The organism is Massilia sp. TWP1-3-3 (assembly GCF_049897805.1).
Classification (GTDB): Bacteria; Pseudomonadota; Gammaproteobacteria; order Burkholderiales; family Burkholderiaceae_D; genus Telluria_A.
This window is the reverse complement of sequence record NZ_JAFCWX010000002.1, coordinates 120,316-138,733: the sequence shown is the minus strand read 5'-3', so window position 1 is coordinate 138,733 and position 18,418 is coordinate 120,316. Positions and strand designations below refer to the sequence as shown.

Here is an 18,418-nt window from a genome sequence, read left to right as displayed (position 1 = left end):
TGACGGTAATTACTTGAAAGCGCGTTAAACCATGGTAAAGCCTGAACAAACCATCAGCTGGCACTACCCCCGTTCCGACCTGGCCGCCAGTTACCTGGACACGCTGCAGGCGGGCTTGATCTCGTCGATAGTGCTGTTTGCCCCGCGCCGCAAGGGCAAGACGGAGTTCGTGCTGGAAGACTTGCTGCCTGCGGCCGAGGCGGCAGGCTACCGCACCGTGTACTGCAGCATGTGGCAAAACCGGTCCGACCCGCTCGGCTCGCTGCTGCTGGCGCTGACCAACGCGGCCAAGCCCAAGACCTTCGGCGAGCGCTTGCAGGACCGCATCTTCCGGCCGCTGCGCAAGACGGCCATTGAATTGAATGCCGGCCCGCTTGGCAAGATCCGGGCCGAGGCAGAATTCAATGCCCGCGGCGTGGCCAATCAGGCGGCGCTGCAAAGCTTGCCTGAACTGGTGGACGCCGTCATCCATGCCTCCAAGGGCAAGGTCTTGATCGCGCTCGACGAAATCCAGCATCTGGCCAAGCCGGAATTTCAGGAACTGGTGGCGGCGCTGCGCACCACGCTTGACGTGCGCAAGAAGGTGGTCAAGACGGTGTTTACCGGTTCCTCGCGCAACCGGCTGCAAATGATGTTCAGCCAGATCAAGGCGCCGCTGTTTCAATTTAGCCAAAGCACGGATTTTCCTGACCTGGACGAGCGCTTCGTCGGCTTCATCATGGCCTCATTCCGGCAGGCCACCGGGCGCGAGGTGCCGCCGGACCAGGCGCAGGCCGCGTTCGCCGCCCTGAGCACTACGCCGGGACTGTTCCACGACGCTGTCGAGCGGCTCATGAAAACGGGCGGCACCGGCATCATGGAAATTGCCCAGCAGGTGCTGCTCGAGTCGCGTGACGCGTCCGGTTATGTGCAAAGGTTGATGGACATGCGCCCGCTTGACCGCGAAGTGATGCGCGCCGTGATCGCGCGCTTGCCGCTGTACACCGAAGATACGCGCCGCCAGCTGGCGCTGGCCGTGGGCATCGAGGGCGAACCGTTGACCACGCGCCAGGTGCAGATCGCAGTCGAACGGCTGGTTGCCGAACAGATTATTTATCAGGCCGGCAGGGGCGTCTACGAAATCGAGGATGACCAGCTTGCCGAGTGGCTGCGCGCCGCGCCCAGCCTGATCGGACAGGGTGATGCGGATGAACGCGCGTGATGTTGAGAAGCAACAAGCCGTTTTCCCAACACACGATTGGGAATCGCTTGCTAAAAATTCCTTCCGGAAATATCCTACATACATAGTTTTTACTAATTGAACTGAGCCCGTTTTCAGCGTTCCAGCGTGCTCGCCTTCGGCACGATGTCTGTGCGGAGGGGTTTTGGGAGGGCGCCAGGAGGATTCTGTGGAACAACAGCCGGAACAAAATAGCGTGATTGCAACAAATGTTAGTGATGAGCTCGTAACAAACGCCCAACATTGCAAAGTTCAGGATACTATAACGACCACGCAATTCGAGGACGTGATCGTGAACCAGGACTTCTACGGCATCCGGCTGACAGATACAGCCGAGGGCCGCAATTCGGCCAGCATGCTGGTCAGCAAGATGTATGCTTGGCGCGGCTATGCCGGGACGCATCACTTCAATGATGACCCCAACCGCATCACGCTGACCGCGACGGACAAGGGCGATGCCATTGGCACGCTGACGCTGGGCATCGATTCGTCTGCCGGACTGAACGCGGACAATGTTTTTGGAGAAGAACTCGATGCATTTCGCGCCAGCGGCGCCAAGCTCTGCGAATTCACCAAGCTGGCCTTCGACACCTCGGTGCGCTCCAAGACTTCGCTTGCCAACCTGTTCCACCTTGCCGTCATTTACGCGCGCGATATCCACAACTGCACCGACATTGTGATCGAAGTCAATCCGCGCCACCGCCGATTTTACGAGCAAATGCTGGGCTTTCAACGTTTTAGCGGCATCAAGACGAATGCCACTGTCAACGCCCCGGCCTTCCTGCTCAAGGTCAACCTGGAATTTGTCACCGAGCAGATCCAGAAGTATGGCGGCACCTGGGACCGCGACCATGGCGCGCGCTCGTTCTACACCTACTTTTTCTCGCCACGCGAAGAAATTGGTATCATCCAGCGCCTGCAGCGCGTGGACCGGCGCCAGGAAGAAACGGCCTGAACTGTGATGCCGCTGGCCCTGGGTTCGTGATATTATTTTTCAATGGGAATAACGCAACCACAACACAGCGCCGACGGCGCTGACACCAGCGCGCCGTCGGCCGGCGCGTTCGATTATCAACAGGCATTTTCCCGCAATATCGGCTGGGTCACGCCCGACGAGCAGCAAGTGCTGCGCAACAAGCGCGTGGCGATTGCCGGCGGCGGCGGCGTGGGCGGGGTGCACCTGCTGACGCTGGCGCGGCTGGGGATTTCCAAGTTCCACATCGCCGACTTCGACAAGTTCGACATTGCCAATTTCAACCGCCAGGTGGGCGCCAACATGAGCACGCTGGGGCAGCCCAAAGTGGATGTGCTGGCCCGTATGGCCCGCGACATCAATCCCGAAATCGAGATCAAGGTCTTCCCGAGCGGCATAGACACGGCCAATCTGCCGGCCTTCCTGGAAGGGGTCGACCTGTACGTCGACGGCCTGGACTTTTTCGCGTTTGCGATCCGCCAGCAAACCTTTGCCCTGTGCGCCAAACTGGGCATTCCAGCCACCACGGTCGCCCCGCTGGGCATGGGCGCCGCACTGATCAATTTCATGCCGGGCCAGATGACGTTCGAGGAGTATTTCCAATGGGGTAATTTGCCCGACCTGGACAAGGCGATCCGCTTCGTGGTCGGGCTCGCGCCGGCCGGCCTGCACCGGCCTTACCTGGTAGTACCGTCGGCCGTCAATTTCCACGAGCGGCGCGGGCCGTCGACCTTCATGGCGTGCCAGCTGTGCGCCGGCATTGCCGGCACCGAGGCGCTGAAAATCCTGCTGGGCCGCGGCGACGTGCTGGCGGCCCCGCGCGGCTTGCAGTTCGACGCCTATCGCAACACGCTGGCGCGCACCTGGCGCCCGGGCGGCAACCGCAATCCCTTGCACCGGCTGGCGATCATGATCGGCAAGCGCCACATGGCGAAAGCGGCCCCATGAGTGCCCTGACGGTGATCGAACAGGTGCTCGACCTGGCGCGCTGGGCGCCCAGCGGCGACAATACGCAAGTCTGGCGCTTTGAATTGCTCGGGCCGCTGCATGTGGCCGTCCATTGCCACGATACACGCGAACACTGCGTCTATGACCTTGACGGCCATCCCAGCCAGCTGTCGTATGGCGCGCTGTTCGAGACGCTGGCCATTGCCGCCAGCGGCCACGGTTTGCGCGCCGACATTGCGCGCCGCACCGACAGCGCCGAGCAGCGCCCCGTGTTCGACGTGCGCCTGGTGCCGGACGCCGCCGTCAAGCCGAGCGCGCTGATCGGCGCCATTACGCGCCGCAGCGTGCAGCGCCGCCCGATGAGTACGCGCATGCTGACCGGGGCCGAGAAGGCGGCGCTGCAGGCGGCCGTGGGCGACGACTATGTGCTGACATGGATCGAAGGCATGGGTCCCAAGCTGCGCGCGGCGCGCCTGATGTTCAACAACGCCAAGTTGCGCCTGACCATGCCCGAAGCGTATGAAACCCACCGCAAGATTATCCATTGGGGCGTGACCCACAGCCCCGACCGGGTGCCCGACCAGGCCCTGGGGGTTGATGCGATGACCTTGAAGCTGATGCAATGGGCAATGGTCAGCTGGCAGCGGCTGGCCACGATGAACCGGTGGATGGGCACGGCCGCGCCGCGCCTGCAGATGGACTTTGTGCCGGGCATCGCTTGCGCGGCGCACTTCGTGATCAAGGCGAAACGCAAGCCGGGCAGCATCGACGATTATGTCGCCGCCGGGCGCGCGCTGCAGCGCTTTTGGCTGACCGTGACCGAACTCGGTTTGCAGATGCAGCCCGAAATGACGCCGCTCATTTTTTCCAAGTACGTGCGCGAGCAGACCGTCTTTACCAAGACCGCCAGCCTGCATGGCCTGGCGGCGCGGCTGGAACGCGATACGGCCGCGCTGGTGTTCACCGACGTTAATTTTCCCGTCTATATGGGGCGCGTGGGGGCGGGCAAGGCGCCAGCGGCGCGTTCCGCGCGCAAGCCGTTAAGCGAGCTGATGCTCCCTTGAAGTGCGCGGCTTGCCGGTGGAGACAAAAAAGCGGACTCTGGTCCGTTTTTTTCTGCAAACAAAAACAGAGCACTGGGGTCGCCGCTTTGTCTTCCCCCAAAATAAAAGAGCGAACCGAAGTTCGCTCTTTTATTTTGCTCAGCTTGTTAGCCAAGCTTGCTAGCCAAGTCGAAACTTAAGCTTGCTTGCGCTTGCGGCTGACAACACCGGCGCCCAGGATTGCCAAGCCAAACAGGGCCAGCGAACCTGGCTCTGGCACTTCGGCAAGCTTGAACTGACCGTTGTTGCTGACGAAAAAGTGGTTACCCGCCACGTTCGAGTAGGTACCAGCGCCGCAGCCTGGACCCGTGTAGTGCGAGAACTGGCAAGCAACTTCATTGACCAGGGTAGGGGTCAGACCTTTTGGACCGACGCCATTGGCGTTGGTAAATGCAAACGCCAGCAGATCTTCATTGGCCAGATCGCTACCGTTTTCACGGAAAAAGTAGCCGGCATGCAAGCCGCCCGGCGTGGTCGCCTTGGCGTTCACGGTGATCTGGCCGTTGCCGGTTGGGTTACCCGTGCCGTCTACCAGACCGCCGCCGCCTGGCATGACCTGGAATTGGGCGATTTGGGTGCCAGTGTTCGCGCCGAACACGCCAGCGGTGGTGCCGTAGGTTTTGGTCGTGTTGTGGTACATCGTGATCGTACCGCCAGCGAACTGGAAGCCGCCTGCGAATTGACCCGAGCCATACGCTTCGAAGGTTGCAGTAACGTAGCCGCCTGGGAAGGTATCGGTGAAGATATCGCCATTGCTATCAGCCTGGGAGATGTTGAACACTGCGTGCTCGACAAAGTTGAAGGTCGATGCGCTGGTGGCGTTCAGCTGGATGAAAGCGTTGCCGTTCACGTCCAGGTATTCGTTGATGGTCTGTGCGGTGGCGACGCCGGTACCCAGTGGGTTGAACTGCCAGTTGTTCAGAACGGTGCTAGCGCTTGCCGTGCCGACCATTGCCAGCGAGACTGCCGCAGCTGCTGCGAGTTTGGTAAAGAATTTCATGATCTTGTCCTTGAGAATTAATTAAATCGGGCTTTCGCCTACATAGCCTCATGTAGCAAGTCTTGTGCCCGATTAAGGAATTGCCCTAAAATCAATGACTTATATGATCTAGCGCAAACTCGAGGTAGCCCGGTGTAAAGTTTGTCGACAGACTAATTCCACGTGGAAATTTACTGGAATGGCGGAAATGCTTATGAAACTTCGGTCGCAAGGCGCATTCGCCGTAGGATGATCAAGTAATTTTATATAGGACAACACGCCGCAGCTGCATTCGCTGATCGTGTTGCGGGGGTTTCCATCTCGATGTGACATGTTCCCCCCGGGCCTTTCATATGAAAAACGCCACCTGTGATCAGCGACCCGCGCGAATGCAGCCCAATAAAGTGCAAGCGCGCTGCAAGGCTTACATATTCCTGCGGTACTGCCCGCCCACTTCAAACAGGGCCGTGGTGATTTGCCCCAGCGAACAAACCCGCACCGCATCCATCAATTTTTCGAACACATTGGCGTTGTCGATCGCCGCCTGCTGCAAGGCGGCCAGCGCTTGCGGCGCCTCGGCCGCATGCAATTGATGGAACTGTTCCAGGCGCGTCAACTGCGACTGCTTCTCGTCCTCGGTAGAACGGGCCAGCTCGATTTTTTGCGGCGTGTCGTTCGCCTTCGGATTGCGGAAGGTATTGACACCAATGATCGGCAGCGTGCCGTCATGTTTTTGGTGCTCGTAGAGCATCGACTCTTCCTGGATCTTGCCGCGCTGGTAGCCGGTCTCCATCGCGCCCAGCACGCCGCCGCGCTCGGCGATGCGTTCAAACTCTTGCAGCACCGCTTCTTCGACCAGGTCGGTCAATTCTTCGATGATGAACGCGCCCTGGTTTGGATTTTCGTTCTTGGCCAGGCCCCACTCGCGGTTGATGATCAACTGGATCGCCAATGCCCTGCGCACCGATTCATCGGTCGGCGTGGTGATCGCTTCATCGTACGCGTTGGTGTGCAGGCTGTTGCAGTTGTCGTAGATCGCGATCAGCGCCTGCAGCGTGGTGCGGATATCGTTGAAGTCGATCTCTTGCGCATGCAGCGAGCGGCCCGAGGTCTGGATGTGGTACTTGAGCTTCTGGCTGCGATCGTTCGCGCCGTACTTGTCGCGCATCGCAATGGCCCACAGGCGGCGCGCCACGCGGCCGAGCACCGCGTATTCCGGGTCCATGCCGTTACTGAAGAAAAACGACAGGTTCGGCGCGAAGTCGTCGATGTGCATGCCGCGCGCAAGGTAGGCTTCGACGAAGGTGAAGCCGTTCGAGAGCGTGAAGGCGAGCTGCGAAATCGGGTTCGCGCCCGCTTCGGCGATGTGGTACCCGGAGATCGACACCGAGTAGAAATTGCGCACCAGGTGGTGCACGAAATACTCCTGGATGTCGCCCATGACCTTGAGCGAAAACTCGGTGGAGAAGATGCAGGTGTTCTGGCCCTGGTCTTCTTTCAGGATGTCGGCCTGCACCGTGCCGCGCACATTGGACAGCACCCAGGCGCGGATCTTGGCCGTTTCATCGAGCGTCGGCTGGCGGCTGTTTTCGAGCACGAACTTGTCGATCTGCTGGTCGATCGCGGTGTTCATGAACATCGCCAGGATGGTCGGCGCCGGGCCGTTGATCGTCATCGAGACCGAGGTGCTCGGGCTGCACAGGTTAAAGCCGTCGTACAGCACTTTCATGTCGTCGAGCGTGGCGATCGAGACGCCCGAGTTGCCGACCTTGCCGTAGATGTCGGGGCGCAGCGCCGGGTCGGCGCCGTACAGCGTGACCGAGTCGAACGCGGTCGACAGGCGCTTGGCGTCCATCCCGGTCGAGACCAGCTTGAAGCGGCGGTTGGTGCGGAAGGCGTCGCCTTCGCCGGCGAACATGCGGGTCGGATCTTCCCCTTCGCGCTTGAAGGCGAACACGCCGGCGGTGAACGGGAACGAGCCGGGAACGTTTTCCAGCATCAAAAAGCGCAGCACTTCACCGTGGTCTTCATAGCGGGGCAGGGCGACCTTGCGAATTTTGGTGCCCGAGAGCGTCGTGAAAATCAGGCCCGTGCGAAGTTCTTTGTCGCGGATTTTGACCACATAGTCGTCGCCGCCGTAAGCGGCCTGCATGTCGGGCCACATTGCCAGCAGCTTTTTGGCGTTGGCGTCCAGCGCATGATCGCGCTCGGTGATCAGGTCGTCGAAGTCGGCGCTCTTGGCGGCGGCGACCAGCATGCGCTTGGTTTCAAGCAGTTGCTGGCGTTCGCGCGCGAGCTTGACTTGCCGGCTGGTCGTTTTGTGGTAGCCGCGCACGGTGTCGGCGATTTCGGCCAGATAGCGCGCACGCGCCGGCGGCACGATGACGTGCTTGCCGCTCGAATGGCGAATGTCGAGGTTGGCCAGCTTGCCGGCGCGCGTTTTCAAGCCGAATTCGGCCAATTTTGGCAGCAGGCCATGGTACAGGGCAGTGACGCCATCGTCGTTGAAGCGCGACGCCTGGGTGCCGTAGACCGGCATTTGTTCGGGCCGCACGGTCCACAGTTCGCGGTTGCGCTGGTACTGCTTGGCGACGTCGCGCAGCGCGTCTTGCGAACCCTTGCGGTCGAACTTGTTAATCGCGATGAAGTCGGCAAAATCGAGCATGTCGATTTTTTCCAGCTGCGAGGCGGCGCCGAATTCGGGCGTCATGACGTACATCGACACGTCCACGTGCGGCACGATGGCGGCGTCGCCCTGGCCGATGCCGGAGGTTTCAACGATGATCAGGTCGAAACCGGCCACCTTGCAGGCGGCAATCACGTCCGGCAGCGCGGCCGAAATTTCGGAACCCGCTTCGCGCGTGGCCAGCGAGCGCATGAATACGCGCGGGCCGAGCGCCCAGGGGTTGATCGCGTTCATGCGGATGCGGTCGCCCAGCAGCGCGCCGCCGGACTTGCGGCGCGACGGGTCGATCGAGATGACGGCGATATTGAGCGCGTCGCCCTGGTCGAGGCGGATGCGGCGGATCAGTTCATCGGTCAGCGACGACTTGCCGGCGCCGCCGGTGCCGGTGATGCCCAGCGTGGGCACCGGCAGGCCGGCGGCGGCGGCGACGAGCGCCTGGCGCAGCGCGGGCGCGGCCTTGTCGTTTTCCAGGGCCGTGATCAATTGGGCCAGCGGGCGGTGGCGCGAGGCCACGTCGCCCGTTTGCAAGGGCGCGAGCGTGGTTGGCGAATAGGTCGACAGGTCGATGTCGCAGGCCTGGATCATCGATTCGATCATGCCCACCAGGCCCATGCGCTGGCCGTCTTCGGGGCTGAAGATGCGCGTCACGCCATACGCGTGCAGGTCGGCGATTTCGTCGGGGACGATCACGCCGCCGCCGCCGCCGAACACCTTGATGTGCGCGCCGCCGCGCTCGGCCAGCAGGTCGATCATGTACTTGAAGTATTCGACGTGGCCGCCCTGGTAGCTGGAAATGGCAATGCCCTGCACGTCTTCGGCCAGCGCCGCGGTGACCACTTCGTCGACCGAGCGATTGTGGCCCAGGTGGACCACTTCGACGCCGTTCGACTGCAGGATGCGGCGCATGATGTTGATCGAGGCGTCATGGCCGTCGAACAGGGAGGCGGCGGTGACGAAGCGGACTTTGTTGGCCAGCTTCGGTTGCTCGGGCAGGTTCAGTTTGACGGCGGGGGTCAGATCGTTCATGGTCATCCTTGCTAATCGAACTTGTACGGTATATGACGTTTACGTTAACGTCAAGCAGAGCCGGTGGCTTTGGCCTGTGGAAAAGCGTAGCGCCTTCCAACAAAGGCGAGCGCCACGTTGACGCGGGGGAGCGGGATTGCCGGCGCTCTTTAAAAGAATTCGGCGGTGTCGTTCGAGGCGGCTGCTGCCAGCTGGCCGCTGGAGACCAGCTGGTCGTAGTGGCAAGCCTGGTTGCGCCCGTGGCTCTTGGCGTAGTACAGCGCCTGGTCGGCGCGGCCCAGGATATTCACGGGCGACTCGTACGGGCTGATCGCCACGAAGCCGACCGAGACCGTCACGCGGCCGACCTGCGGGAACACGTGCTGCTCGACGTTGGTGCGGAAGCGGTCGATGATCTTTTGCGCGTTGTCAAGCGTGGTCGAGCGCAGCAGCACGACGAATTCCTCGCCGCCGAAGCGAAAGACCCGGTCTTGCGAGCGAAACGAGGAGGTCATCAGGTTGGCGATCAGGATCAGTACTTCGTCGCCGTACAGGTGGCCGAACTTGTCGTTGACCAGCTTGAAATGGTCGACATCGACCACGGCCAGCCATTGCTTCTGTTCTTCGGTGTTCTGGCGCCGCTCGGGCTGGCCCGCCTGCGGCGCTTCGAGTTCGGCCACCGAGGCGTGCACCATCTTGCCGAGCTGATCGTCGAAAGTCTTGCGGTTCAACAGGCCCGTGAGCGAATCGCGCTCGCTGTAGTCGAGCAGGTTCTGGAAGTTGCGGTAGACGCTGACGATGCCGCCGATGATGTGGATGGTGTCGGGCTTGTAGGGCGTGGGGTGGACGATTTCAAGACAGGTATCGGCCTTGTCGCCGATCCAGATCGGTAGCCACAAGGTGTGGCGCCCGTCGGCGCCGACCGCTTCCGCGCTCGACGCGTGCTGCGCCAGGCACGCTTCGAGTACCGGCAGGGTGGCGATCGGGTCGCCCACGCAGGTGATGTCGATATGGTCTTCCATGCGGGCCGGCTCGCCCGCGCAGATGATGGCCCGGGAACGGATGAATTTGGCGCCGCGTACCGTGACAATGGTGAGCACGCGCGTCTGGGACGCGCCTGCCAATTCCTGCACCGCCGAGATCACCGAAATGTCGAGCATGGTGTGATCGCGGTGGCCAGTCATGTCCACCATGTGTTTCAGAAGGGAATCCATGTCGTTCTCAGAAATGTAATCTGCCAACCATCTGTCGCTTGAGAATAATGGGCGCTCCCATGTTCGCCGAAAAGTACGCCCGCAGGACCGGTTCTGACCGGTCGCGCGGGGCGCGCCCCGTAAAGCCTGTGCAGGATAATGGCTTTTTGCCTATTAGGCAATTATTGTGCAAGAAAATCTTGCATTCTCCCTGATTCTACCGTTGACGGTCGTCCTGCGGCACGGCGCCGCCAAAACTTTTTTATTTCCCTTCGCCAGCCCACGTCAAAAGCTGCCTTGGGAAAAAGTTGCGCATCGTCAATATAGATTGCAGGGCAGCGATTTATAGTGGTTTCAATGGCGCAGCAGTTGAAAAACAGCAGGCGTTTTTCGCGGCAGCGGCTGCGATCCGGGTTGCTGCCGGCGTCAGGGTTTGTCTCTTATCCACACTTAAGGAGTTTCAAATGAGCACATTTATCTCGGCAGTACGGACTTTCATTGCTGACGAAGAGGGCGTCACCGCTCTCGAGTACGGGATGATTGCCGCGCTGATCGCGGGAGTCATCGTGACGGCCGTCGGTTTGCTGGGCACCTCTGTTTCACAGACCTTCACGGACATTACAAAGGCGATGTCTGGGAAGACAACGTAAGTTAGCATCCGCCCTCGTCGCAGGGCCCTGCGCCGAGGGCTTTTTTTGTCTTCAAGACCGGGAAAGCTTGCCATGCACAACCAAACCGCACTCGAGCTGGTCCTGGTCGTCATCCTGCTGCTAGCCAGCGCGTTCGACCTGCACCAGCGGCGCATCCCCAACCGCCTGCTCGCGGGCGGCTTGCTGGTCGCCATGGTGCTCCATCTGTCGTCCGGCACCGCGTCCGCGCTGCTGACCACTTACCTGGCTGGCTTCGCGCTTGGCCTGCTGATGTTTCTTCCCCTCTATCTGCTCGGCGGCATGGCCGCCGGCGACGTCAAGCTGATGGGCACCGTGGGCGCCTTCCTCGGTCCCGCCTTGGTGTTCCAGGCCAGCTTGGCAACTTACTGCTGCGGCGGCGTACTGGCCGTGCTGATCGTGCTGTTCAAGGGCAGCGCGCGAACCGCGTTTGCCAATGTGCTGGCGCTGCTGTTGCCGGTGCTCATGCGCCTGCAAGGGGCGCAACTGGCGAGCGCTGCGGCGCCAGCGCCCAGCGTGGGCGGCATGCCATATGCGGTGGCCATTACGGCCGGTACCTTCGCCGTGATGTACCTGCGCCACACCTGAGTTTGCGGTTTGGCATTTCTTGCTTGGTGTCAAAGGGCGCCAGACACGCGTAGCTAGAATCAATTTTATGACCTCCAGAAACAGTGCACGGGAGTAGGAAAAAATGATCGATGCAGAACCGTCAGTCAACAGCAGCGCCGATGTGCAATACGGCACCTCGGCAGCGGATGAGGTCCGCATGCCGGCCCAGCCCAAGACGGTGCGCGAAACGGGCCTTGAGCGCGCGCTGATCGTCGAGCTGGTGGCCAAGTCGATGTTCGCCACCGGCAAAATTCATCTGCCGGTCCTCACCGGAAAACTGCGCCTGTCGATCAATGTGCTGCGCGAAGTGCTCGGCTTCATGCTTGCCGAGCAGCTCGTGGAAGTGGCCTCGCGCGGCGACTCCGACCTGGACGTCAACTATCAGCTGACCGGCAACGGCAAGCAGCGCGCCGCCGACTTTCTGGCGCGCTGCCGCTATGCCGGTCCGGCGCCCGTCACGCTGCAAGCGTACCGCGAACTGGTGCTGCGCCAGTCGAGCCGGCACAGCCCGTCGGGCCGCGTCAGCGCCGCCGACATGGCCGCCGCCTTCGCCGAAGACAGCATCGACCCGGGCGTGCGCGACCTGGTCGGCGCCGCGCTGCAGTCGAGCCGCTCGCTGCTGCTGCACGGCCCGTCCGGCAGCGGCAAGACGCAGCTGGCCCGCACCCTCGGCCAACTGCAGCGCGGCGCGGTGGCGGTGCCGCATGCGATCCTGGTCGACCAGGATATCGTGCTGGTCTACGATCCCTTGCTGCACATGCCACCCAGCGTGCCGGCGCGCCAGGGCGAGGACCGGCGCAGCGTGGACGCGCGCTGGGCCCTGTGCCAGCGGCCCCTGATCCAGGTGGGCGCCGAACTGACGCCCGACATGCTCGATCTGCGCTACGACGAGACGGGCGGCGTCTACCACGCGCCGCCGCATTTCATGGCCAACAACGGCATGCTGCTGATCGACGACCTCGGTCGCCAGCGCATCGCCCCGGCCGATCTGCTCAACCGCTGGAGCGCGCCACTCGACACCGGCGCCGACCACCTGACGCTCATTGGCGGGCACAAGATCGGGGTGCCGTTCGACGTCACGCTGGTGTTCGCCACCAATCTGGCGCCGCAGTCGCTGCTCGACGAAGCCTTGATGCGCCGCGTGGCCTGGAAAATCCCGGTCGGCGCGCTGAGCGAAACCCATTACCGCGCGCTGTTTCGGCGCCAGTGCCGCCTGACCCGGATCGCCTGCGACGACGCCGTGCTCGACTACCTCATTACCTGCCTGCACCCGTCCCACGGACGCGCGCTGCTGGCCAGCTACCCCCGTGAATTGCTCAGCCGTATTGCCGATTTCGCGAGCTTTGCAGGCGCCCAACCGCGCTTGACCTTGCCCGCGCTCGAACAAGCATGGACGAGCATGTTCGCAGGTTGTATCAGCGGCGCCCCGGCGCCTTCCCAGCCGTCCGTCAATTTTCTCGCCGTTTGCGGCGATCCCTTGCTTGAGAGAATCTCATGAAAAACAAGCGTGCTTTTGTAATGTTGGCCGTTGCGATCCTGTTCGGGGTCGCCGCTGTAGCGCTGGCCTGGACTTGGCTGCAAGCCCAGGCCAAAGTCAATTCGAACCGGGTGGTGGTCGCCACCACCGATGTCGGCCGCGGGCAACGGCTTGCGCCAGAAATGCTCAAGCTGGCTGAGCGGCCCGCCAAGGACATTCCAAAGGGAGTCTTTACCGACGCTACGCTGCTCTCCGAGCGCGTGCTCAAGGTCGGCGTGGTGCCCGGCGAAATCATTACCGAAGCCAAGCTCGCGCCGAGCGGCACGCTGGGTGGCATGTCAGCCTTGATCAGCGAAGGCAAGCGCGCCATCACCGTGCGCGTCAACGACGTGATCGGCGTGGCCGGCTTTGCGCTGCCGGGCAATTACGTCGACGTGATTGTGCATACCGAACGCGATCCGGCCCAGGGCGAAACCGCCCAGCGCGGCGCGCTGTCGGTGTCCAAGATCGTGCTCGAGCGGATCCTGGTGCTGGCCGTGGCGCAAGAAGTAAGCCGCGATGAGACCAAGCCCAAAGTGGTCAACGCCGTCACGCTCGAAGTGACGCCCGAGCAGGCCGAGAACCTCGACCTGGCGCGCGGCGTGGGCACGCTGTCGCTGGCGCTGCGCAACCAGGTCGACGCCACCTTGCCGAAAACGGCCGGCGCCACCAAGCACACGCTGCTCGACGAACTGGAGCTCATCGCCGCCACGCAAAAGCCGGCGCCCGCCATCAAGAAAGTGGTGGCGCGCGTCAAGCCGGCCGGCGTTGCCGCGGCGCCCGCGCCGGTCAAGCGGCGTGACTGCGTCAGCGTGCTGAACGGTCTGCAAACGTCGCAAGAATGCTTCTGATTTTTCATGCAATGACTTTTTCGGGATGAGCGCTATGAATACTCGCCACACTCACCATTCGCACCATTCGCACCACGCCAGCTTTGCCACCACGCCCCTGCAGCGCGCAGTCGGCCTGCTGCTCGCTCTTGCCTGCGGCGCCGCCGGCGCCGCTCCAGCCCCCGCCGCCAAGGCGCCGGCCGAGCGCGCCGACGCCGGACCGCGCTGCGTGGGCGAAGCTGCCCGCCCCGGCAAGATGACGCTGATCATGGGCAAGTCGAACTTGATGCGCCTGCCCGAGCCGGTGCGCCACCGCAGCGTGGGCAATGCCGCCGTGGCCCAGGCCATGCTGGTCGCGCCCGACACGCTGTACCTGCTCGGCGTGGACGTCGGCACCACCAATATGATCATCCAGGGCAAGAGCGGCGCGTGCAGCATGGTCGACATCATGGTGATCATGGATCCGGTGGCGATCGAGTCGGCGCTGGCGCTCGCGCTACCCGACGAAAAAGATATCAAGGTCACCAGCGCCAATGAAACCATCGTGCTGACAGGCAGCGTGTCGAGCGCCGACGCCCTGGTGCGCGCCGGCGAACTGGCGAATGCCTTCGTGACCGAGGAATCGCGTTCGCTGGCGCGCAAGGACGACGCCGCCGGCACTGCAGCGCCGGGCGGCGCTGCCACCGACAAGTCGACCAACAAGCCGCGCGTGATTAATATGCTGAGCGTGACGGCGCCGCAGCAGGTCATGCTGGAAGTGAAGATCGCCGAAGTATCCAAGACGCTGCTGGCGCGGCTGGAAGGCGGCGTCACCTGGCGCTTCAATTCGGGCAGCTGGGCCACCACGCTGCTGGCCAACTTCATCACGGGCACCGCCGGCGGCGTGATCGACAACACCAAGGCCAACGGCAACCGACTGCACGCCGAGGCGCAAAAGCAGGACAGCATGGTGCGCATCCTGGCCGAGCCGAACGTGATGGCCGTCAGCGGCCAGGAAGGCAGCTTCCTGGCGGGCGGGCGCATCTTCATCCCGGTGGCGCAGGAAAACAACCGCGTCACGCTCGAGGAAAAGGAATTTGGCGTGGGCTTGCGTTTCACTCCGACCGTCCTGGCGGGCGGTCGCATCAACTTGCGCGTGGCGCCGGAAGTGTCGGAAGTGTCGCGCGAAGGGATCGGCATTTCCGCCAACGGCATCAGCGGCGGCTCGGTGCTGCCATTGATCACCACGCGCCGCGCCAGCACCACTGTCCAGCTGTACGACGGCCAGAGTTTCGCCATCGGCGGGCTGATCAAGAATAATCTGGTGACCAGCATGAAAGGCTTGCCGGGGCTGGGCGAGGTGCCGCTGTTCGGCGCCCTGTTCCGCAGTTCGGACTACCAGAACGACCGCAGCGAACTGGTATTCGTCGTCACGGTCCACCTGGTCAAGCCGCTGCCGCCGAATTACTCGCTGCCCACCGACAAGTCGCCGGCGCCCACGCCCGCCCAATTGCTGATCATGGGCCAGCAAGAGGGCAGCGCCACGGCCGCTGGCGCCCCCGCAGCCGCAGCCGCTGCCGGGCGCAATGCGGGCGCCGCCAATTGGGTTCCGGCCCCGGTGGCCAAGAGCGCTGGCGTGCCGCCGCGCGAAACCGCGCACGGCTTCGAACTCAAATAACTGGAGATTACGATGAACACTCGCCTCACCACCCTGGCCGCGGCGCTGGCCCTGGCCTGCCTGTCGGGTTGCGCCCAGACCAGTCCCAACTTCGATAAAAACTTCGGCACCTCGCTGCGCGCCTCGCTCGCGGCGCAAGTGATCGACCCGGCTGCGGCGCGCTCGCCCAACCCGAACCCCGTGACTGGCCTTGACGGTCGCGCGGCGGCCGCCGCCAACCAGCACTACGAGGCATCTTTCGCCCATCCGGTCGAGCAGCGCTCGATGATTTCGGGGCAGGGAAAATGACAGCCGCGCGTTGTAGCTAACGGCCCTAGCAGGCCAAGCGCGCCTGTTGCCGGGGCGCCCGGCGTCCGCTCATGCGGGCGTTGGGGACCGGCGTTGTCCTCGCGCTTCCAGGCAGCCCCCAATTCGCCACCGTCACAGCGGTATCAGCCTGGCACAGCCGGCCAAGCCTGTGAGCGCCCAACAACGAGGATAGCCAATGAAAGCCCTACTCATCACCCGCGACAACGCACTGCACGCGGAAATCGCGTCGCAAGGCGCGGCGCGCGTGCCGCCGCTCAACCTGGCGGCCACCCGCGCCAATATGCGCGACGCACTGGACCGCCTGACTCCCGACGCGCCGGCACTGGTGATCATCGACGCCAATGACTTCGAGCCAAGCGACGCCGACATGCTCGAGCGCCTCTCCAAGCATTATCCGGATGCCAGCTTCATGCTGCTCACCCGCGAGCACCAGCAAGACCTGTTGATCCGCGCGATGCGCGCCGGCGTGCGCGAAGTGCTGCAGCTGCCGCTGATCCACCGCGCCTTCCACGAAGCGATGGACCGGATTGCCGCCACCGTCGGCGTGACCAGTGTGCGCGACGGCAAAGTGCTGGCCTTCATCTCGTGCAAGGGCGGCAGCGGCGCGACCTTCATCTCGACCAATTTCGGCTACGCGCTGGCCACGCTGGCCGACAAAAAAGTACTGCTGATCGACTTGCACGGCCAGTTCGGCGACGCCACCTTGTATGTGTCGGACCAGCGCCCGGCGATGACGCTGTCGGACGTGTGCAGCCAGATCGCGCGCATCGACGGCCCGTTTCTCGAATCGTGCCTGGTGCACGTGACGCCGGGCTTCGGGATCCTGGCCGCGGCCGACGACCCGGCGCACGCGGTGGAACTGAAACCGGAGCACATGGACGCCATCATGCGCGTGGCGCGCCAGCATTACGACTTCATCGTGCTCGACGTGGGCCGCCAGATCGACGCCATTTCGCTGCGCGCGCTCGACAGCGCCGACCATATCTATCCGGTGCTGCAACTGGGCTTGCCGGACATTCGCGACGGGCGCCGCCTGCTCGACATCTTCCGCTCGCTCGGCTACCCGATTGAAAACTCGCGCCTGATCGTCAATCGCTACGAAAAGGGCGGCAAGCTGCGCCTGCAAGACTTGCAAAGCGCGCTCGGCGCCGAGATCTTGCACACCATTCCGAATGACTACGTGACCGTCACCGATTCGGTGAACCAGGGCGTGCCCGTGCTGCGCCTGTCGCGCACCGCGCCCGTCTCGCGCAGCATGGCCGAGCTGGTCGAAGCGATCACGTCTCACCGCGTGCCGGAAAACAAAGGACTGTTCGACCGCCTGTTCGGGCGCGGCGACGGCGACCATTAAGTACTGGAGAACCTGATGACATTACGCGAACGCTTAAACGCCGCCGACGAAGCGCGGCCCGCCACTCCCGCCACGCTGGAATCGGCCAACCACGCCTACCAGGAACTGAAGAAGAACATGCACCAGATGATCCTCGACCGGATCGACCTGGAGCGCTTGAAGCGCTTGACCACCGAGCAGTTCAAGCACGAACTGGCGCTGCTGATCGCCCGCATCATCGAAGAAGAGCGCATCGTGCTGAACCAGCACGAGCGGCACAACCTGGTGCTCGACATCCAGCACGAGATGCTCGGCTTCGGCCCGCTCGAGCCGCTGTTGATCGATCCGACCGTCTCGGACATCTTGGTCAACACCTTCTCGCGCGTATACGTCGAACGCAAGGGCAAGCTGGAGCTGACCGACATCAGCTTTCATGACAACGCCCACCTGATGAAGATCATCGAAAAAATCGTCTCGCGGGTCGGACGCCGGGTCGACGAATCGAGCCCGATGGTCGACGCCCGCCTGCCCGACGGCTCGCGCGTGAATGCGATCATCCCGCCGCTGGCGGTGGACGGCCCGATCCTGTCGATCCGGCGCTTTTCAGCCACGCCGCTCACGTCCGAAAGCCTGCTCGCCTTTAAAAGCATGACGCCGCCCATGGTGCAGGTGCTGCAGGCGCTGGGCCACTCGAAGGTCAACATCCTGATCTCGGGCGGCACCGGCAGCGGCAAGACCACCTTGCTCAATCTGCTGTCGGGCTACATTCCCGCCAACGAGCGCATCATCACGATCGAGGACGCGGCCGAGCTGCAGATGCGCCAGCCGCACGTGGTGCGCCTTGAAACGCGCCCGCCCAACATCGAAGGCAAGGGCGAAGTGCCGCAACGCGCGCTGGTGAGAAATGCGCTGCGCATGCGCCCCGACCGCATCATCCTGGGCGAGGTACGCGGCGCCGAAGCGCTCGACATGCTGCAGGCGATGAATACCGGGCACGAAGGCTCGCTGGCGACGATTCACTCGAACTCCCCGCGCGACGCCCTGGCGCGGCTCGAGAACATGGTCGGCATGGCGGGCCTGAACTTGACTCCGCGCGCCACGCGCCAGCAGATCGCGTCGGCGGTGACGGTGGTGCTGCAGGTGACGCGCCTGACCGATGGCGCGCGCAAGCTGGTGTCGGTGCAGGAAATCACCGGCATGGAGGGCGACATCATCGCCATGCAGGAAATCTTCAAGTTCGAACAGACCGGCGTGGCTCAGGATGGCAAGGTGCTCGGCCAATTTTGCGCCACCGGCGTGCGGCCGCGCTTTGCCGACCGCCTGCGCCTGTTCGGCATGCCCGTGCCCGACAACGCGTTCGACCCCTCCCGCATCTACGAATAAACCGCCAGGA

15 protein-coding genes are annotated in these 18,418 nt (G+C 63.0%); 12 read left to right on the top strand and 3 right to left on the bottom strand.

The window, feature by feature from the left end; translation table 11 throughout:
• Window positions 1-31: 31 nt before the first annotated feature.
• The 4 genes from ACP7D4_RS02360 (at window position 32) to ACP7D4_RS02345 (ending at window position 4,204) form a co-directional block, all read left to right on the top strand.
• Window positions 32-1,201 carry a hypothetical protein gene (locus ACP7D4_RS02360; RefSeq protein WP_426207660.1) on the top strand — a complete coding sequence of 390 codons (1,170 nt, stop codon included), beginning with the start codon at window positions 32-34 and terminating at the stop codon, window positions 1,199-1,201.
• Window positions 1,202-1,511: 310 nt separating this feature from the next.
• Window positions 1,512-2,174 carry an N-acyl amino acid synthase FeeM domain-containing protein gene (locus tag ACP7D4_RS02355; protein ID WP_426101790.1) on the top strand — a complete coding sequence of 221 codons (663 nt, stop codon included), beginning with the start codon at window positions 1,512-1,514 and terminating at the stop codon, window positions 2,172-2,174.
• A gap of 42 nt (window positions 2,175-2,216) precedes the next feature.
• Window positions 2,217-3,140, top strand: coding sequence for a ThiF family adenylyltransferase (locus ACP7D4_RS02350; RefSeq protein ID WP_426207659.1), 924 nt, complete (start codon window positions 2,217-2,219; stop codon window positions 3,138-3,140).
• Complete coding sequence (locus ACP7D4_RS02345; RefSeq protein ID WP_426207658.1) at window positions 3,137-4,204, top strand: molybdopterin biosynthesis protein MoeY; 1,068 nt, start codon at window positions 3,137-3,139, stop codon at window positions 4,202-4,204. Before ACP7D4_RS02350 ends, ACP7D4_RS02345 begins: the two co-directional genes overlap by 4 nt.
• A gap of 175 nt (window positions 4,205-4,379) precedes the next feature.
• On the opposite strand, the gene pepA is transcribed toward ACP7D4_RS02345, so the two are convergent.
• The 3 genes from pepA to ACP7D4_RS02330 form a co-directional block, all read right to left on the bottom strand.
• Window positions 4,380-5,243 (bottom strand): flocculation-associated PEP-CTERM protein PepA, encoded by an 864-nt coding sequence (pepA, locus tag ACP7D4_RS02340; protein WP_426207657.1) that lies wholly within the window; start codon window positions 5,241-5,243, stop codon window positions 4,380-4,382.
• A 403-nt stretch (window positions 5,244-5,646) separates the two neighbouring features.
• On the bottom strand, window positions 5,647-8,934 hold the full coding sequence (gene icmF, locus ACP7D4_RS02335; RefSeq protein WP_426207656.1) for a fused isobutyryl-CoA mutase/GTPase IcmF: 3,288 nt from the start codon (window positions 8,932-8,934) through the stop codon (window positions 5,647-5,649).
• 149 nt (window positions 8,935-9,083) lie between these two features.
• A complete protein-coding gene (locus ACP7D4_RS02330; RefSeq protein WP_426101780.1) occupies window positions 9,084-10,127 on the bottom strand; it encodes a GGDEF domain-containing protein in 1,044 nt (347 codons plus the stop codon).
• 287 nt (window positions 10,128-10,414) lie between these two features.
• On the opposite strand from ACP7D4_RS02330, the gene ACP7D4_RS02325 reads away from it, so the two are divergent.
• The 8 genes from ACP7D4_RS02325 (at window position 10,415) to ACP7D4_RS02290 (ending at window position 18,408) form a co-directional block, all read left to right on the top strand.
• Window positions 10,415-10,756: a Flp family type IVb pilin gene (locus tag ACP7D4_RS02325; protein WP_426101778.1), complete on the top strand. Its 342-nt coding sequence runs from the start codon at window positions 10,415-10,417 to the stop codon at window positions 10,754-10,756.
• A 72-nt stretch (window positions 10,757-10,828) separates the two neighbouring features.
• Entirely contained in the window at window positions 10,829-11,362 is a 534-nt protein-coding gene (locus ACP7D4_RS02320; RefSeq protein WP_426207655.1) for an A24 family peptidase, read from the top strand.
• A 103-nt stretch (window positions 11,363-11,465) separates the two neighbouring features.
• Window positions 11,466-12,881 carry an ATP-binding protein gene (locus ACP7D4_RS02315; protein WP_426207654.1) on the top strand — a complete coding sequence of 472 codons (1,416 nt, stop codon included), beginning with the start codon at window positions 11,466-11,468 and terminating at the stop codon, window positions 12,879-12,881.
• The gene (gene cpaB, locus ACP7D4_RS02310; RefSeq protein WP_426101772.1) at window positions 12,878-13,750 is read left to right on the top strand and encodes a Flp pilus assembly protein CpaB; all 873 of its coding nucleotides are present in this window, start codon (window positions 12,878-12,880) and stop codon (window positions 13,748-13,750) included. The genes ACP7D4_RS02315 and cpaB overlap by 4 nt, the downstream gene beginning before the upstream one ends.
• A gap of 34 nt (window positions 13,751-13,784) precedes the next feature.
• Window positions 13,785-15,386, top strand: coding sequence for a type II and III secretion system protein family protein (locus ACP7D4_RS02305; RefSeq protein WP_426101770.1), 1,602 nt, complete (start codon window positions 13,785-13,787; stop codon window positions 15,384-15,386).
• A gap of 12 nt (window positions 15,387-15,398) precedes the next feature.
• Entirely contained in the window at window positions 15,399-15,674 is a 276-nt protein-coding gene (locus tag ACP7D4_RS02300) for a hypothetical protein (protein ID WP_426101768.1), read from the top strand.
• 196 nt (window positions 15,675-15,870) lie between these two features.
• Complete coding sequence (locus ACP7D4_RS02295; protein ID WP_426101766.1) at window positions 15,871-17,046, top strand: AAA family ATPase; 1,176 nt, start codon at window positions 15,871-15,873, stop codon at window positions 17,044-17,046.
• Window positions 17,047-17,061: 15 nt separating this feature from the next.
• A complete protein-coding gene (locus tag ACP7D4_RS02290) occupies window positions 17,062-18,408 on the top strand; it encodes a CpaF family protein (RefSeq protein ID WP_426101764.1) in 1,347 nt (448 codons plus the stop codon).
• The last annotated feature ends 10 nt before the right edge of the window (window positions 18,409-18,418 follow it).

Bases quoted from the DNA above. Each gene is read 5' to 3' on its own strand.
- ACP7D4_RS02360 (WP_426207660.1), top strand. From the start codon at position 32: ATGGTAAAGCCTGAACAAACCATCAGCTGGCACTACCCCCGTTCCGAC.
- ACP7D4_RS02350 (WP_426207659.1), top strand. From the start codon at position 2,217: ATGGGAATAACGCAACCACAACACAGCGCCGACGGCGCTGACACCAGC.
- ACP7D4_RS02345 (WP_426207658.1), top strand. From the start codon at position 3,137: ATGAGTGCCCTGACGGTGATCGAACAGGTGCTCGACCTGGCGCGCTGG.
- pepA (WP_426207657.1), bottom strand. From the start codon at position 5,243: ATGAAATTCTTTACCAAACTCGCAGCAGCTGCGGCAGTCTCGCTGGCA.
- icmF (WP_426207656.1), bottom strand. From the start codon at position 8,934: ATGAACGATCTGACCCCCGCCGTCAAACTGAACCTGCCCGAGCAACCG.
- ACP7D4_RS02330 (WP_426101780.1), bottom strand. From the start codon at position 10,127: ATGGATTCCCTTCTGAAACACATGGTGGACATGACTGGCCACCGCGAT.
- ACP7D4_RS02320 (WP_426207655.1), top strand. From the start codon at position 10,829: ATGCACAACCAAACCGCACTCGAGCTGGTCCTGGTCGTCATCCTGCTG.
- ACP7D4_RS02315 (WP_426207654.1), top strand. From the start codon at position 11,466: ATGATCGATGCAGAACCGTCAGTCAACAGCAGCGCCGATGTGCAATAC.
- cpaB (WP_426101772.1), top strand. From the start codon at position 12,878: ATGAAAAACAAGCGTGCTTTTGTAATGTTGGCCGTTGCGATCCTGTTC.
- ACP7D4_RS02305 (WP_426101770.1), top strand. From the start codon at position 13,785: ATGAATACTCGCCACACTCACCATTCGCACCATTCGCACCACGCCAGC.
- ACP7D4_RS02300 (WP_426101768.1), top strand. From the start codon at position 15,399: ATGAACACTCGCCTCACCACCCTGGCCGCGGCGCTGGCCCTGGCCTGC.
- ACP7D4_RS02295 (WP_426101766.1), top strand. From the start codon at position 15,871: ATGAAAGCCCTACTCATCACCCGCGACAACGCACTGCACGCGGAAATC.
- ACP7D4_RS02290 (WP_426101764.1), top strand. From the start codon at position 17,062: ATGACATTACGCGAACGCTTAAACGCCGCCGACGAAGCGCGGCCCGCC.